Origin of the sequence: Streptosporangium sp. NPDC050855, from assembly GCF_044456585.1 — a bacterium.
GTDB classification, from domain to species: Bacteria; Actinomycetota; Actinomycetes; order Streptosporangiales; family Streptosporangiaceae; genus Streptosporangium; species Streptosporangium longisporum.
In genome coordinates this window covers 472,439-488,226 of the sequence record NZ_JBITFY010000002.1, presented here as the reverse complement: position 1 = coordinate 488,226, position 15,788 = coordinate 472,439, and the positions used below count along the sequence as shown (strand labels likewise).

Sequence of the window (15,788 nt, the reverse complement as noted above, 5' to 3'; positions counted from 1 at the left end):
TCCGTGCCGTTCACCCGGATTTCGCCGAGAAGGTGGAACGGGTTCGCTACGGTATGCCGGGGACAAAATTAGCTTTACTCACATCGGGGGCGAAGTGGGCATAGTGGTCGTCCGGCGGCCTGAACGACGTCCGCCGCCGGTACCACCTCGCGGCGAGATCCTGCTGGAGTCTCCGCCGGAGATCCCGGAGACCACCTCGGCGGGGTTCACCCAGGTGCTCACCTACCTGCCGATGCTGGCCGGCGCGGCCGCGATGGGGCTGATGTTCGCCGGCAACGGCGGCGGAAACCCGATCATGTACGTGGCCAGCGGCATGTTCGCGCTCTCCATGGTCGGCATGTCGATCGGCCAGATGGGCCGGGCCGGGGGAGAGCGCAAGCAGCGGCTCAACGGCCTGCGGCGCGACTACTTCCGCTACCTGTCCCAGACCCGCGCCAAGGTCCGCCGCGCCGCCCGCAGACAGCGCGAGGCGCTCGACTGGAACGGCCCCGACCCCGACGCCCTCTGGTCGATCGCGCTGAGCGCCCGCCTGTGGGAGCGGCGGCCGACCGACGCCGACTTCGCCGCCGTCCGGGTGGGCACCGGGACCCAGCGCCTGGCCGTCCAGCTCATACCGCCGGAGTCCAAGCCGGTCGAGGACCTGGACGCGATGTCCGCGGGCGCGCTGCGCCGCTTCGTCCGCGCCCACTCGACCGTGACCGACCTGCCCATCGCGGTCGCCCTGCACTCCTTCGCCCGGGTCCGGCCCACCGGCCCCCAGGCGCCGGTCCGCGACATGATCAGGGCGCTCGTCGCCCAGCTGGCCGTCTTCCACTCGCCCGACGAGCTCAGGATCGCGGTCTGCGCCTCCGGGGAGTGGATGGCCCACTGGGAGTGGGTCAAGTGGCTGCCGCACGCCCTGCACCCGCACGAGACCGACGCCGCCGGGCCCGTCCGGCTGATGACGGGCGACCTGGGCGAGCTGGACCGGCTGCTGGGCGACGACTTCAAGAACCGGGCCCGGTTCAAGCCGGGCGTCTCGGCCGACGCGCTCCCGTACCACGTCGTGATCATCGACGGCGGCCACGTCCCGCAGGACTCCCCGCTGGGCGCGGACGCGATCGAGGGGGTCACGCTCATCGACCTCGACGGGACCACGACCCCGGCCGGGGAGAAGACGACGCTCCGGCTGCGCGTCACCGAGGACTCCTTCAGCCGGGTCACCACCGACCAGGGCGGCAAGGAGGTCGTCACCCTCCTGGGCAGGCCCGACCGCTTCTCCTACCTGCAGGCCGACGGGCTGGCCAGGCGGCTGGCGCCGCTGCGCGGCTCCCCGGCCGGGGCGGGGGGCGGTGACGCGCTGGCCGCCGACACCACCCTGGCCGAGCTGCTGGGACTCGGCGACCCGGCCGCGCTGGAGCCGGCGCTGCTGTGGCGTCCCCGGGCGCCGCGCAACCGGCTGCGCGTGCCGATCGGCGTCGGCACCGACGGGCGCCCCGTCGAGCTGGACATCAAGGAGTCGGCGCAGGGCGGCATGGGCCCGCACGGCCTGGTCATCGGCGCCACCGGCTCCGGCAAGAGCGAGCTGCTGCGCACGCTGGTGCTCGGGCTGGCCGTCGCGCACTCCTCGGAGGTCCTGAACTTCGTGCTCGTCGACTTCAAGGGCGGCGCGACCTTCCTGGGCATGGACTCCCTGCCGCACGTCGCGGCCGTGATCACCAACCTCGCCGACGAGCTGCCCCTGGTCGACCGCATGCACGCCGCCCTGCACGGCGAGATGGTACGGCGCCAGGAGCTGCTGCGGGCCGCGGGGAACTACGCCTCGCTGCGCGACTACGAGCAGGCCAGGGAGCAGGGCACCGACCTGCGGCCGCTGCCCACCCTGTTCGTGGTGCTGGACGAGTTCAGCGAGCTGCTCTCGGCGCAGCCCGAGTTCATCGAGCTCTTCGTGATGATCGGCCGGCTCGGCCGGTCCCTGGGGGTGCACCTGCTGCTGGCCTCGCAGCGGCTGGAGGAGGGCAGGCTGCGCGGCCTGGACACCCACCTGTCGTACCGGATCGGCCTGCGGACCTTCTCGGCGATGGAGAGCCGGGTGGTGCTCGGCGTGACCGACGCCTACGAGCTGCCCTCGGCGCCGGGCAACGCGTTCCTGAAGTTCGACACCAGCGGCATGGTCCGCTTCAAGGCCGCCTACGTCTCCGGGCCCTACACGCCCGAGCGCCGGGTGGTGCGGCACGAGCGCGCCGAGGGACGCCAGATCGTCCCGTACGGCGCCGCCTACGTCGCGCCGCCCCCGCAGGCCGAGCCCGAGCCCGAACCCGAGCCCGTCACCGCGGGACGCGAGTCGCTGCTCGACGTCGTCGTCCGGCGCCTGGAGGGACAGGGCCCGCCCGCGCACCGGATCTGGCTGCCGCCGCTGGCCGAGCCGCCCTCGCTGGACGAGCTGCTCCCGCCGCTGAGCGTCACCCCGCACCACGGGCTGACGACCGCGCAGTGGCAGGGACGCGGCGGGCTGCACGCCCTGCTCGGCGTGGTGGACCGGCCGTTCGAGCAGCGGCGCGACCCGTACTGGCTGGACCTGTCCGGCGCGGCCGGGCACGTGGCCGTGGCCGGGGGACCGCAGAGCGGCAAGAGCACCGTGCTGCGCACGATGATCGCCGGTCTGGCCCTCACCCACACCCCCGCCGAGGTGCAGTTCTACTGCCTGGACTTCGGCGGCGGCGGCCTGGCCGCGCTGGAGGGGCTGCCGCACGTCGGCGGGGTGGCCAACCGGCTGGACGCCGACCGGGTCCGCCGTACCGTGGCCGAGGTCACGGCGCTGCTCGCGCGGCGCGAGCGCGAGTTCGCCGAGCAGGGCGTCGACTCGATCGCGACCTACCGGCGCCGGATCGCCCAGGGCGCCGGGGGCGCCGAGGGCGGGGTCGACACCGGCGGCTTCGGGGACGTGTTCCTCGTGGTGGACGGCTGGCTCACGGTCCGCCAGGAGTTCGAGTCGCTGGAACCCGTCATCACCGAGCTGGCCGCCCGCGGCCTCGGTTACGGCGTGCACGTGGTGGCCGCGACCAACAAGTGGTCGGAGTTCCGCCCCTCCATCCGCGACCTGTTCGGCTCGCGCGTGGAGCTGCGGCTGGGCGACGCCTACGAGTCCGAGGTGAACCGCAGGGCCGCGCTGGCCGTCCCCGAGGGCACCCCCGGCCGTGGCCTGACCCGCGACGGGCTGCACTTCCTCGGCGCCCTGCCCCGCGTCGACGGCGGCTCCCGCGCCGAGGACCTGCCCGCCGCCACCCGGGCGATGGTCGAGGCGGTCGCCGCGGCCTGGCAGGGCCCGCCCGCCCCGCGCGTGCGGCTGCTGCCCGCGGTGCTCGGGCCCGAGAGCCTGCCCCGGCCCGACCAGACCGGCGCGCGCATCCCGCTGGGCATCGACGAGAGCACGCTGTCGCCGGTGCTCGCCGACTTCGACGCCGACCCGCACCTGGTCGTCATCGGCGACAACGAGAGCGGCAAGTCCAACCTGCTGCGCCTGGTGGCCGAGGGGGTCGTGGCCCGCCACGAGCCCTCGGCGGCCCGCCTCATCGTCATCGACTACCGGCGCTCGCTGCTGGACGCCGCCTACACCGAGCACCGCATCGGGTACGCGGCCTCCTCGACGGCCGCGGGCGAGTTCATCGCCGAGATCAGGGAGGCGCTGGTCAAGCGGCTCCCCCCGGCGAACCTCTCCCCGGAGGAGCTGCGCTCACGCGGCTGGTGGAAGGGGGCGGACATCTACATCGTGGTCGACGACTACGACGTGGTGTCCTCGGGCGCCAACCCCCTCATGCCGTTGATGGACCTGCTGCCCCAGGCCCGCGACATCGGCCTGCACCTGGTGCTGGCCCGTGCGATGGGCGGTGCCGGGCGCGCCATGTTCGACCCGGTGCTCCAGCGGCTCAAGGACATGGCCACCCCGGCCGTGATGATGTCGGGCCACAAGGACGAGGGCGTCCTGTTCGGGGTGCGCCCGCACCCGCTGCCGCCGGGCCGCGCCTATCTCTCCGACCGCAGGAACGGGGTGCGCCTCATTCAGACCGCGTTCATGTCGCCACCCGCCGACACGGACACGTGAACGGGAAAGTAAACAGAAGGCATCTAAAATCTGCCCTCTTCTGTAACAATGGGTACATAGCATCACCCCAAAAACGCACGTCACGTCCAGGGGGAGCGCCGTGTCCCATCCCGCAGAACCGACGGACATCAGTCCGACCGACCTGAACAAGCGCAAGGAGGACTTCCGCGCCGAGAACAACGAGCTCGGCAGGGCCGTCACCGAGGCGATGGCCGCCCTCGACGGGCTCGGGCCCTTCTGGGGGAACGACGAGATCGGGCAGAAGTTCGCGGGCGGCGGTGGCAAGGGCTACCTCGCGGCCCGTGACGAGGCCCTCAAGCACGCCGGGGAGCTCAGGGACGCCTACTTCAGGATCGGCGACAACCTGGGCCTGGTCGGCGACAACGTGGACGGGGCCAACTGGGCCACGGTCGGTGCGATGGTCACCGCGATCGTCGGTCCCGAGATCGAGGCGCACAGCAAGGCCGAGCTCGATTGAGCCCCCTGGGAGCCGCGGGGGCCCTCGTCAAGGCCAACCCGTTCAAGGCCGCGATGGTGGGCGGTTCCTTGGGCGGCGCCGCGTTCGTCACGCCCATGCTCGGCGTGCAGTGGCCGGAGGGCGACCCGGACAAACTGCGTGAGGCGGCGGACATCTGGGACCGCCTGGCCGACGTCGTCGAGCGCACCGGTGCCGACGCGAACGGCATCGCCGAGCAGGTCTGGAAGAACAACGGCGGCGCGGCGATCCGGGAGTTCAACGAGCTGTGGACGGGCACGTTCCGGCCCTACCCCGGACAGCTCGCCACGTTCTGCCGGGCGATCGCCACGGCCTGCCGTGACTACGCCCGCGCCGTGGAGATCACCCAGTACGTACTGATCGTCCTGGCGATCCAGGTCTGGGTGAACATGGTCTTCACGGTGGCCTGGGGCTGGGCCACCGCGGGCATCGGCGCGGCCGTGCAGAAGCAGATCATGGACAGGTTTTTCAAGGGCCGCGCGGTCCTGCAGATGAAGCTCTTCAAGATGAGCGTCGAGAAGATCATCTACAACTCGTTCTACTACCTGGGCGACAGCATCGGTTACGCGGGCGGCCAGCAGGTGATCCAGTGGAGCATCTTCGAGCTGGCCGGGGTCAAGAAGGACCTCACCGGCAACGACGTCACCGGCGCGGGGGAGAACGCCAAGCAGTTCGGCCGGGGCTTCGTCAGCAACCTCGCCTTCGACGGCGTCTACGACCTGACCAAGATCGGGCCCTGGGGCAAGGCGTTCCCGAGCAACGCGGTGGGCAACCTGATGTCCCGCCTCGCCGGTTCCGGGATGTACACGGTGATGGACAACACGCTCCAGGGGAACCCCGGGCTTCCCAGCTGGGAGCAGTGGGTCTCCAAGGTGATCGTGCACGGCTCCCGGGCGGTCAAGCCCCCGGCCTGAGCCCGGCTCCGAGAGGAGTGCGCCCGGACGACTCCGGCCCCGGGCGGGAGCCCGGGGCCGGATCCGTGTGTCGGGGACCGCCGATCAGTTCCGGAAGGGTTCCTCCAGAAGCGAGTTCAGCAGCCCGCCGGTCTGCTCGGCCGCGTCCCTGGCGGCCTCACCCGACGCCGCCAGGATCGCCTCGGCGAGGGCCTCCGAGCCCAGGCGCAGGGCGCGCGGGTCCAGGCGCAGTCCCGCCAGCTCGCCGCTGGCCAGCACCTCCACCTGGACGTGACCGTCGGCCGCCTCGCCCCGGCCCCTGGTCTCGGCGAGGCTCTGCCCCACCTCCTCCATGCGGTTCGTCTGTTCCCAGATCCCCGCGAGGAGCCGGTCCGCCTCAGGGTCCCCGGTCAGCGAGTACGTCTCGCCCGCGGCGTTCGGTGCGCTCTCCCGCTCGCCCGGCCTCATCGGCAGCCCCAGTCGAGACCGGCGGAGCCGCTCGGGACGCCGCCGTTGAAACGCACGCACTTGCCCTTGGCGGGAAGGACGACCGGTCCCGCGTAGTACTCGTGGCTGCGCCGGTCGGTCCTGCTCTGGGCGCCCTGGACGTCGAGCGTGGCCCAGACCGGTGACGCGGTGCCCAGGTTCGCGCTCTTGACGGTGACCGCGCAGCCGTTACCGGTGGCGGCGTTGAAGAGCACGTAGGCCGTCCCGCCGTTGAAGGGCGCCGAGCGCTGCACCGTGTAGCCCGCCCCGCAGACCTGCTCGGGGGTGTGCGGGTTGGTGCGCTGCACCGGGGGCGTCCAGGACGGCCTGGCGGTCGTCGAGAAGGTCGGCCGGACCGTCGGGACCACCGTCGGACGGACCGTCGGCCGGACCGTGGGCCGGACGGTGGGCTGGGTCGTCGGCCGGACCGTGGGCCTCGCGGGCTGCGAGGGGCTCGCGGTCGGCTTGAAGGTGGGAACGGCCGGCTGCGACGGCCTGGCGGTCGGAGGGGCCGGCTGTGACGGCCTGGCGGTCGTCGGCCGCGCCGTCGGAGGAACCACCGGGGGAGCCGTCGGGGAGAGGGTGGGCACCGGGGTCGGCGTCCCCTGGCCCGTGCTCGGCGTCGGCGTCGGGAACACCGGCGCCGGGGTGGGCGTCGTGCCGGGCGCCGGCGTGGCGGGAGGGTCGCTCTGCCCCGGGGTGGGGGTGGGGCTCGGCACCGGCGTCGGCGCGACGGTCGGCGGCCCCTCCGGCGCGACGGTCAGCGACGGCACCGGGGTCGGGGTCGTCTGGACGGGCGCCGTGGACGACGCCTCGGCGGTGGGGGTCGCCGGGGCGGTCGCGGGGACGGTCGGCACCGCGGGCACCGTCGGGGCCGCGGTCAGCGGACCGGTCGGCACGGGGACCGGGGGACCGGTGTACGAGCCGATGGTCGGCACCGGGGGCGTGGGAGCGTCGCTGGGCAGCTGCAGCGGCCCGACCTCCGCGGACTCGGGGTCGGGCGTCGTGCCCCAGGGCACGGTGACCTTGCCCACCGGGTCGTCCCCGGGGGCCTGGCCGGGATCGGCCGCCTGCGGCTCCTGCTGCGAGCTGTCCGCCAGGCCGAGGGCGACCTCCGGGACGGCCCCGTTGGAGGAGGCCTGCTCCAGGTCGTTCAGGGCGGTGTAACGCCCGGCCGCCCACAGTCCGAGCCCGGAGAGCAGGACGATGGCGCCGACGCAGACGGCCAGCGCCATGGAGAAGTTCCCGCTCCTCGGCCTCTTCTCGGCGGCGGGCGGGGGTGCCTGGGCCGGGATGCCGGGTACGGGGGACGCGTCCTGGGGAAGCTGCGGAGCACCCCAGACCGACGTCGCCGGTGTCGCGGGCCGTCCCGGTGCGGCCGCACCGGGGGCGGCCTCGTCGGCCGGAACGTCCTCCCCGTGCAGGATCCCCGTGACGTCCGTGCCGTTCCGTGCCCCGGAACCGGAGGCCGCCCGTGCCCCGGTGTCCGAGATCGTGTCCGCTCCCGCGCCGGTCCGCGCGTCCGGCCCGGTGCCCGCCGCGGTGTCCGCCTCGGCCCCCGAGACGGTGCCGACGACGCCGGGGAAGGGGACGGGCTCCGGAGCGGTTCCGGCCAGGGAGGTCGCCGCGTCCGCCGCCGCACCCGCCGCCGCACCCGCCGCCGCGTCCGCCGCCTCGCGCTCGCCCAGGAGGCGCAGCATGGCGGTCCTGGCGTCCGGCCGCTCCTCGTACCGCCCGGACAGGCAGGAGGCGAGGACGGGCCGCAGCTCCGCGGGCAGGCCGCTCAGGTCCGCCGGGCCCTGCTCCGGCCGTCCGCCGAACGGCGGGCGTCCGGTCGCCGCGTGGACGACCGTGGCCGCCCAGGCGAACAGGTCCGCGGGCGCGCCGTTGAGGGCCAGGGGGTCCTCACGCGGCCGCTCCGGGGCCAGGTAGTCCGGCTCCCACCCGCCGGTGGCGGGGACGAGGCCGATGTCGAAGACCCGCGGGCCGTCCGGTCCGAGGATCACGGTGTCGGGGGTGAGCGCCCCGTGGGCGAGGCCCGCCAGGTGCAGGGCGGTCAGCGCGGTGAGGGTGCCGACGGCGAACCGCTCCAGCGCGTCACCGGCGAGCGGGCCGTGCTCGGCGACCGCCTGCCGCAGGGTGGGACCCTCGACGTGCTCGCGGACGACGTACGGGGAGTCGTCGAACCAGCCGACCTCCAGCAGCCTGGCGGTGTGCGCCCCGGACGCCCGCTTGGCCGCGTTCAGCGCGGTCGTGATCTGTTCCCGGGCCTGCGCGTCGGCGTCCGGCCGGGGAGGGAGGAGGCGGATGACGCGAACGGTCTCGTCATCGAGGAGATGTCCCAGGTAGACGGTGTGCTCGGGGGCCGGGTCGAGCCGGCCGACCAGGACGTGCACCCCGATACGACTAGGATCTTCGGCCAGTAATGGGTACAAATACCCCATTGGATTCCTTCCAGCGCAGCTGTCAATAAAGCCGCTTTAGGCTAATTGGGTCCCATCCAACCAAATCCGGCGGGGTAGAGCGGGTTTTTAATACGTTTGTCATGTTTGATTCTCTGGTGTGCCCGGTCGCCAGCCCCGGCGACGGCCCATCGGCACCGCGATGCCGGCCGCGGTGACCAGAACGCCCGCGGCGAGCGCGCCCAGCGCCAGCCACAGGGCGCGCGAGACGGCCACGGGATCCCCCGTGGGAGCGGGCCGCACCGCGTCCGCCGGCAGCGGGGCCGCCTCGCGCGGCGCGAGCGCCACCTGCTCGGACGGCAGGATCGCCGAGACCGCCAGCAGCGGGTTCACCATCCCCGCGCCGGTGCCCGTCCCGGTGCCGCCGTCCGCGGTCAGCTCGATGCGCCGCCGGATCCGCACGTTGTCCAGCTGCGGGTGGCGGGCGCGCACCAGCGCGGCCACCCCGGCCACGTACGGCGCGGCGAAGCTGGTGCCCTCCAGGTCCTCGCGGTAGCTCCGCCCGGCCCAGGTGCTCGTGACCCCCCTGCCGGGGGCCAGGACCGTGACCGGGGTGACCGCGTTCGAGGAGTCGGCCCTGGCCCCGTCGGGACCGGCCGCCCCGACCGAGATGACCCCCTCGTAGGCGGCCGGGTAGGCCGGCGCCGGGGTGCCGTCCTCCTTCTGCACGTTGCCGGCCGCGGCCACCACGACCACGTCCCTGGCCAGGGCGTAGGCGACCGCGTTGCGCAGGTCGGCCTGGTCGCTCGCCTGCACCGAGACGTTGATCACGTCGGCGCCGAGCTCGGTGGCCCGCACGATGGCCGCGGCCAGCCTGCCCACGTCCCCGGTGCCGTCGGAGGTCTGCTTGACGGAGATCAGCCTCGCCTGCGGCGCGACCCCGGTGAAGGGCACGCCCTTCATCTCCGCCGCCCCGATGATGCCCGCCACGGCCGTGCCGTGGCCGAGGCAGTCGCGGACCCCGGTGGCGGTCAGGTCGACCGAGCGGATCCTCCTCAGCTGGGGATGCCGGGCCTCCACCCCGCTGTCGACGACCGCGACGGTCACCCCGGCCCCCTTGGTCAGCTCCCACACCTCGGAGAGGCTGAGCCGGCGCTGGGCCCAGGACTCGGAGATGCTGGTCGTACCGCGCCTGGGAGTGCATTTCTCCGGCGCCGATCCCGCACCGTGCGCGGAGGCGGAGGCGGAGGCGGAGGCCGCGACCGCGACCGCCGTCCCCGCGCCGGGGGCCGGGGCGGCCGTCCCCCCGCCCGGAGCCGGGACCGTCACCGTCGTCCCCGTCGTCCCCGTCGTCACCCTCGTCACCGGCGTCACCGTCCCGGCCGCGGCCGGAGGGGCCGCGACCGCCACCAGCGTCAGTACCGTGGCGAGCATCCGACCGATCACGAAGAGCCCCCAGAACGACACGGCCCCTGAGCGCGACGGCCCCCTGACCGAGGCGCTCCGGAGCGCACAGGCCCCGGAAACAGGTGATACCGGGCAGCACCCTACTCAGCCCGGTGCCTTCCGTCACGGCGCGGCGGGATTTCCGGGCCGGGGACGCGATCGCGCGGCCATAAGCTGCGTGGGCGGGTGAGCCGGGCAGGCACCGGCGGAGCCCGCCCATGTTCCGACGCGAGACCAGGAGCAGTTGTGAGCCAGTACCCATGGGGTGAGGCGACCGCGACCGGCATCGGTTCGCATCCGGGCGAGGACCACGCCGAGGCGGTCAGGGTCGTCCTCGGCGAGTCGCCCGCGCTGCCGTACCTGCCGGAGCTGCCCGCCCGCGGCGTGGGCGCCGACATGATCGGGCGTACCGCGTCCCTCCTGTTGGAGATGCCGGTGGAGGTGCAGCCGTCGGGCTGGCGGTTCGCCGACCGGCCCGGACGTGACGCCAAGCGCGCCCGCGACCACCTGATCCGCGACCTCGACGGGCTGGAGGAGGTCGTCCAGGGCTACGAGGGCCCCTTCAAGATCCAGGCGTGCGGGCCGTGGACGCTGGCCGGCGCGATCGAGCTGCGGTACGGCGACAAGACCCTCGCCGACCCCGGGGCCGTGCGCGACCTGGTGGCGTCCCTGGCCGAGGGGCTCGCCGCGCACGTCGCCGAGGTCCGCCGCCGGGTGCCCGGCGCGTCGGAGATCGTGCTCCAGCTCGACGAGCCGGGACTGCCCGGCGTGCTGGCGGGCACCGTCCCGACCGCCTCGGGCTTCGGGCGGCTGGCCGCCGTGGACCGGCAGGTCGTCGCCGAACGGCTGCGGGCGGTGTTCCCGCCGGACGTGTTCACGGTGGTGCACTGCTGCGCCCCGCGCGTGCCCTTCGGCGTGCTGCGCGCCGCGGGCGTCCGGGGGGTGTCGCTCGACGCCCGCCTGCTGAGCAGGCGCGAGGAGGACGCGGTCGGCGAGATCGTCGAGGCGGGCACGGCCCTGTTCCTCGGCGTCGTGCCGGGCGTGGACTCCGCGATCGCCGACGCCGGCGCGGTGGCCGCGCCCGCGAAGGAGCTCTGGCGCCGGCTCGGCTTCCCCTCCGCGACCCTGGCCTCGCAGGTCGTGCTCACCCCCGCCTGCGGCCTGGCCGGAGCCTCGCCCGCCTACGCCAGGGCGGCCCTGGCCGCCTGCCGCGGGGCCGCCCGGGTGCTGCGGGACGACCCCGGCGAGTGAGGCCGGGGACGGCGGCGCGCCGGGGCCGACGCGCCGGTGACGCGGCACCGGCGGCGCATCGGCGCTGATCCGGCACGGGTGACCCCGGCACCGGTGACCCCGGGACCGGTGGCCCGGTGGGGATGACGTGGTGGAGATGGCCCGGTATGGGGGGACGCGGTGCCGGTGACGTGGCGCCGGCGGCCGGTCGCCCGAGCCGGTTGTCGGTGTCCGGCGATAACGTTCACCCTGGGCGACGACGAGGGGAGGGCCCGGCGATGGGAGCTGAGGTCGAGGGTGTGCCGGTGGCCGCGCTGGAGCGGCACGCGGAGCTGAGCGAGCTGGCCGAGGAGGCCAACTGGCGCTACCACGTGCTCGACGCGCCCACCGTGAGCGACGCCCAGTACGACCTGTGGATGCGCGAGCTGCGTGCCCTGGAGGAGGAGCACCCCACCCTGCGCACGCCCGACTCGCCCACCCAGAAGGTCGGCGCGCCGATCTCCAGCGACTTCACCCCGGTCGAGCACCTGCAGCGGATGGAGAGCCTCGACAACGCCTTCAACGCCGACGACCTGGCCTCCTGGCGGGCCAGGGCCGAGCGGCTGGCCGAGCGCGACCCCGCGCCGTACCTGTGCGAGCTGAAGATCGACGGCCTGGCGATCGCGCTGCTCTACCGCAAGGGCCGCCTGACCCGGGGGGCGACCCGGGGCGACGGCCGCGTCGGGGACGACGTGACGGCCAACGTCCGCACGATCACCGGCATCCCGCACCGCCTGACCGGCGACGACGTCCCCGACCTGGTGGAGGTCCGCGGCGAGGTCTACATGCCGGTCGAGGAGTTCACGAAGCTCAACGAGCACCTGGTCGAGGCGGGCAAGGCCCCGTTCGCCAACCCGCGCAACTCCGCGGCCGGCTCGCTCCGGCAGAAGGACCCGCGCGTCACCGCGCAGCGCCCGCTGCGCATGATCGTCCACGGGGTCGGCAGGTGGGAGGGCACGGCCCTGCCCCCCACCCAGTCGGAGATCTACCGGCGGCTCGCCGGGTTCGGCCTGCCGGTCAGCGACCTGTACCGGGTCGTCGACGACCTCGGCGGCATCGAGGAGTTCATCGAGTTCTACCGCGAGCACCGGCACGACCCGGCCTACGAGATCGACGGCGTCGTGGTCAAGGTCGACCGCGTCGAGCTCCAGCGCAACCTGGGCTCCACCAGCCGGGCCCCGCGCTGGGCCATCGCCTACAAGTACCCGCCGGAGGAGGTCAACACGAAACTCCTCGACATCCAGGTCGGGGTGGGCCGCACCGGCCGGATCACGCCGTACGGGGTGATGGAGCCGATCGTCGTGGCCGGTTCCAGGGTCGAGCGGGCCACCCTGCACAACGGCTCGGAGGTCGCGCGCAAGGGGGTGCTGATCGGCGACACCGTGGTGCTGCGCAAGGCCGGCGACGTCATCCCCGAGATCACCGGCCCGGTGGTCGGCCTGCGCGACGGCAGCGAGCGGGCGTTCACGATGCCGGAGCGCTGCCCGGAGTGCGGCACCGGGCTGGCCTACGAGAAGGAGGGCGACGCCGATCTGCGCTGCCCCAACACCAGGGCGTGCCCGGCCCAGCTCCGCGAGCGCATCTTCTTCGCCGCGGGGCGCAAGGCCCTCGACATCGAGGGGCTGGGCTACGTGGCGGCCACCGCGCTGACCCAGCCGCTGCCGCCGCAGCAGCCGCCGATCCGCACCGAGGCCGACCTGTTCGACCTGACGATGGAGCAGCTGCTGCCGATCAGATCGGTGGTCCGCGACCTCGACACCGGCCTGCCCAGGACCGACCCGGACACCGGCGAGCAGAAGGTCGTCACCTTCTTCGCCAACCAGAGCGGCGAGCCCAGCAGGAACGCTGAGAAGATGCTCCAGGAGCTGGAGAACGCCAAGGACCGGCCGGTCTGGCGGGTGCTCGTGGCGCTCTCCATCCGGCACGTGGGGCCCCCGACGGCCCAGGCGATCGCCGCGGAGTTCCGCTCGATCCCGGCGATCGCGGCGGCCTCGGAGGAGGAGCTCGCCGCCGTGGAGGGCGTCGGCCCGCGGGTGGCCGCGGCGATCCGTGACTGGTTCGAGGTCGACTGGCACCGGGAGATCATCGACCGGTGGGCGGCGGCCGGGGTCCGGATGGCCGACGACCCCCCGGCCGAGCAGCTCCCGCAGACCCTGGCCGGGCTCACCTTCGTGGTGACCGGCACGCTGGCCGCCTTCACCCGCGACGAGGCCGGCGTGGCCCTGACCTCGCGCGGGGGCAGGGTCTCGGGCTCGGTGTCGAAGAAGACCTCGTTCGTGATCGCGGGGGAGAACGCCGGGTCCAAGCTCGACAAGGCGATCAAGCTCGGTGTGCCCGTGCTCGGCGAGGAGGGGCTGGCGGTGCTGCTGGCCGAGGGGCCGGAGGCGGCGGCCGCCATGACCGTCAAGCCCGAGGAATAGCCGGGGCTCCGGTGCCGGGTGATGAAAACGTGCGAATTCTCCGTGACGGAACGTGCGCAATCGGTTTCGCGAAGTGGCCCATAGGCCGTACTCTCCCATAGTGAACTAATGGGGGTTTTGTTACTCATGGCCGACCCGACCGATACCCGCGACACCGGACCGCGACCGGGATCGCCCCTGTGGGCCTATCTCGGTGCCGTCACCACCGTCGGGTTCACCGTGCTCGTCGTGTCCCAGCTGCGCCTGGACGCGGTCGACGCGGCGACGCTGGTCCGCAGCCCGGTGTTCTGGACGCTCGCGGTCCTGATCGTTCTGGGCGAACTGCGCCCGGTGGTGCTGTCGTCGTCGATGACGGTGGGCGGCACCTATCCGTCGACGATGTTCACCTTCGCCGCCCTGCTGCACTACGGCCTGCCGGTCGCCGCGCTGCTGCAGGCGGTCGCCATCGTGGTCAACGGGGTGGTGACCCGCAAGGCGTGGCACCGGGTCATGTTCAACATCGCCCAGGTGACGCTGGCCTGCAGCGCGGCCGGGCTGGTGCTGGGGGTCTTCGGCGACCTGCCCGTCATCGAGGGCTCGGGGGTGCCCGACGGCTCGGACCTGCTGGTGATCGGGGCGGCCGGGCTCGCGTACTTCACGGTGCGGGCGCTGCTGGTCTCCGGCGCGGTGGCGCTGCACGAGCGCAGGTCGATCCACCGGGTGATCCGGACCACCATCGGCCACCAGAGTCTGGTGTACGCGGGGCTGCTCGGCCTGGCCCCGCTCGTGGTGGTGGTGATGAACCACTCGCCGGCCATGGTGCCGCTGTTCCTGGCCCCGATGGTGGCGGTCTACTTCACGGCCACGATGTCGGTGCGCCGCGACCACCAGGCGATGCACGACGGCCTGACCGGCCTGCCCAACCGCAAGATGCTCGTGCTCAGCACCGAGGAGGCGCTGGCCGAGGCGCGGGACGGCGAACGGGTCGGCCTGTTCCTGCTCGACCTCGACCGGTTCAAGGAGATCAACGACACGCTCGGGCACCCGGTCGGCGACCGGCTGCTGCAGACGGTGGCGCACCGGCTCACCCACAGCGTCCGCCCCGGCGACGTGGTGGCCCGGCTCGGCGGCGACGAGTTCGCCGTCCTGCTGCCCTCGGTCAGGGACGCCGCGGCGGCCAGGGAGGTGGCGGCCCGCCTGCGGGTGGCGATCACCGAGCCGGTCCGGCTGGAGGGCATGAGCTTCGACCTGGACGCCTCGTTCGGCATCGCCCTCTACCCCGACCACGCGCCGGACTTCGAGATGCTGCTGCAGCGCTCGGACGTGGCGATGTACCTGGCCAAGGAGGGCCGGACCGGGGTCGAGATCTACGCCGCCGACAAGGACCGCAACAGCCCCGAGCGGCTCACCCTGCTGGGCGACCTGCGCAGGGCCATCGACCGCTCCGAGCTGCGGCTGCACTACCAGCCCAAGCTCGACCTGGCCGGGGGGCAGGTGCGGGGCGTGGAGGCGCTGCTGCGCTGGCGCCACCCCGAGCGGGGCATGATCCCCCCGGACGAGTTCGTCCCGATGGCCGAGCAGTCGTACCTGATGCGCCACCTCACCGGGTACGTCATCGACGCGGCCCTGGAGCAGGCCGCGCACTGGTGGCACACCGGGCTGCACGAGCAGATCTCGGTCAACGTCTCGGCCCGCGACCTGCTCGACTCGGCCCTGTCCGACCAGCTGGGGGCGGGACTGGCGCGCTACCGGCTGCCGCCCAAGGCGATCCAGTTGGAGGTCACCGAGCGCATCCTGATGACCGACCAGGCCTACACCGCCGACGCCGTCCGGGCCCTGGCGTCGCTGGGCGTGCCGCTCGCGCTGGACGACTTCGGCACGGGCTACTCCTCGCTGGTGCGCCTGCAGCGCCTGCCGGTCGCCGAGGTCAAGATCGACTCCTCGTTCGTCCGCCGTATCGCCGAGTCCAAGGACGACGAGCGGATCGTCCGCTCCATCGTCGACCTGGTCCGCTCCCTGGGGCTGCGCTCGGTCGCCGAGGGCGTCGAGTCGGACGAGGTGGCCAAGCGGCTCAAGGCCATGGGCTGCGACCTGGGGCAGGGCTGGCTGTTCGCCGAGCCCATGTCGGCCGCCGACGCGACCGTGTGGCTGCGCGAGCACCGCGCGCTGGCCACGCACGATCTCACCCTGCTGCGCCGCCGCGAGATCCTCGACGCGCAGCGGGCCTGACAGCCGCGGGCACGCCCGCGCGGGCCCCGTATCCGCCCGCCTTCGCCCGCCTCACCGGGCCCGTCCCGGTCCGGTGAGGGTCACAGG

Annotated in this window: 9 protein-coding genes; 6 read left to right on the top strand and 3 right to left on the bottom strand. The window is 73.6% G+C overall.

Translation table 11 applies throughout. The annotated features are described in order from the left end of the window. Positions 1 to 94: 94 nt before the first annotated feature. The 3 genes from eccCa to ACIBCT_RS07330 all read left to right on the top strand — a co-directional run bounded on the left by eccCa (position 95) and on the right by ACIBCT_RS07330 (position 5,491). Positions 95 to 4,081 carry a type VII secretion protein EccCa gene (gene eccCa / locus ACIBCT_RS07340; protein WP_399186511.1) on the top strand — a complete coding sequence of 1,329 codons (3,987 nt, stop codon included), beginning with the start codon at positions 95 to 97 and terminating at the stop codon, positions 4,079 to 4,081. 100 nt (positions 4,082 to 4,181) lie between these two features. Continuing rightward, positions 4,182 to 4,559 (top strand): hypothetical protein, encoded by a 378-nt coding sequence (locus tag ACIBCT_RS07335; RefSeq protein ID WP_399186510.1) that lies wholly within the window; start codon positions 4,182 to 4,184, stop codon positions 4,557 to 4,559. Then, positions 4,556 to 5,491 carry a hypothetical protein gene (locus ACIBCT_RS07330; protein WP_399186509.1) on the top strand — a complete coding sequence of 312 codons (936 nt, stop codon included), beginning with the start codon at positions 4,556 to 4,558 and terminating at the stop codon, positions 5,489 to 5,491. The genes ACIBCT_RS07335 and ACIBCT_RS07330 overlap by 4 nt, the downstream gene beginning before the upstream one ends. A gap of 84 nt (positions 5,492 to 5,575) precedes the next feature. Here the strand turns inward: ACIBCT_RS07330 and ACIBCT_RS07325 are convergent, their stop codons facing one another. The 3 genes from ACIBCT_RS07325 to ACIBCT_RS07315 all read right to left on the bottom strand — a co-directional run bounded on the left by ACIBCT_RS07325 (position 5,576) and on the right by ACIBCT_RS07315 (position 9,792). Then, the gene (locus ACIBCT_RS07325; protein WP_399186508.1) at positions 5,576 to 5,938 is read right to left on the bottom strand and encodes a YbaB/EbfC family nucleoid-associated protein; all 363 of its coding nucleotides are present in this window, start codon (positions 5,936 to 5,938) and stop codon (positions 5,576 to 5,578) included. After that, positions 5,935 to 8,400, bottom strand: coding sequence for a serine/threonine protein kinase (locus ACIBCT_RS07320; protein WP_399186507.1), 2,466 nt, complete (start codon positions 8,398 to 8,400; stop codon positions 5,935 to 5,937). The genes ACIBCT_RS07325 and ACIBCT_RS07320 overlap by 4 nt, the downstream gene beginning before the upstream one ends. Positions 8,401 to 8,499: 99 nt before the next feature. Continuing rightward, a complete protein-coding gene (locus ACIBCT_RS07315) occupies positions 8,500 to 9,792 on the bottom strand; it encodes a S8 family serine peptidase (RefSeq protein WP_399186506.1) in 1,293 nt (430 codons plus the stop codon). Positions 9,793 to 10,050: 258 nt separating this feature from the next. Between ACIBCT_RS07315 and ACIBCT_RS07310 the strand changes: the two genes are divergently transcribed. From ACIBCT_RS07310 to ACIBCT_RS07300, 3 genes are all read left to right on the top strand, one after another. Then, the gene (locus ACIBCT_RS07310; RefSeq protein ID WP_399186505.1) at positions 10,051 to 11,055 is read left to right on the top strand and encodes a methionine synthase; all 1,005 of its coding nucleotides are present in this window, start codon (positions 10,051 to 10,053) and stop codon (positions 11,053 to 11,055) included. A gap of 257 nt (positions 11,056 to 11,312) precedes the next feature. Continuing rightward, a complete protein-coding gene (gene ligA, locus ACIBCT_RS07305; protein WP_399186504.1) occupies positions 11,313 to 13,493 on the top strand; it encodes an NAD-dependent DNA ligase LigA in 2,181 nt (726 codons plus the stop codon). A 126-nt stretch (positions 13,494 to 13,619) separates the two neighbouring features. Next, the gene (locus ACIBCT_RS07300; protein ID WP_399186674.1) at positions 13,620 to 15,701 is read left to right on the top strand and encodes a putative bifunctional diguanylate cyclase/phosphodiesterase; all 2,082 of its coding nucleotides are present in this window, start codon (positions 13,620 to 13,622) and stop codon (positions 15,699 to 15,701) included. The last annotated feature ends 87 nt before the right edge of the window (positions 15,702 to 15,788 follow it).

Coding starts and splice junctions, on each gene's coding strand:
- ACIBCT_RS07315 (WP_399186506.1), bottom strand. CDS start 9,792: ATGCTCGCCACGGTACTGACGCTGGTGGCGGTCGCGGCCCCTCCGGCC.
- ligA (WP_399186504.1), top strand. CDS start 11,313: ATGGGAGCTGAGGTCGAGGGTGTGCCGGTGGCCGCGCTGGAGCGGCAC.
- ACIBCT_RS07300 (WP_399186674.1), top strand. CDS start 13,620: ATGGCCGACCCGACCGATACCCGCGACACCGGACCGCGACCGGGATCG.
- ACIBCT_RS07325 (WP_399186508.1), bottom strand. CDS start 5,938: ATGAGGCCGGGCGAGCGGGAGAGCGCACCGAACGCCGCGGGCGAGACG.
- ACIBCT_RS07320 (WP_399186507.1), bottom strand. CDS start 8,400: ATGGGGTATTTGTACCCATTACTGGCCGAAGATCCTAGTCGTATCGGG.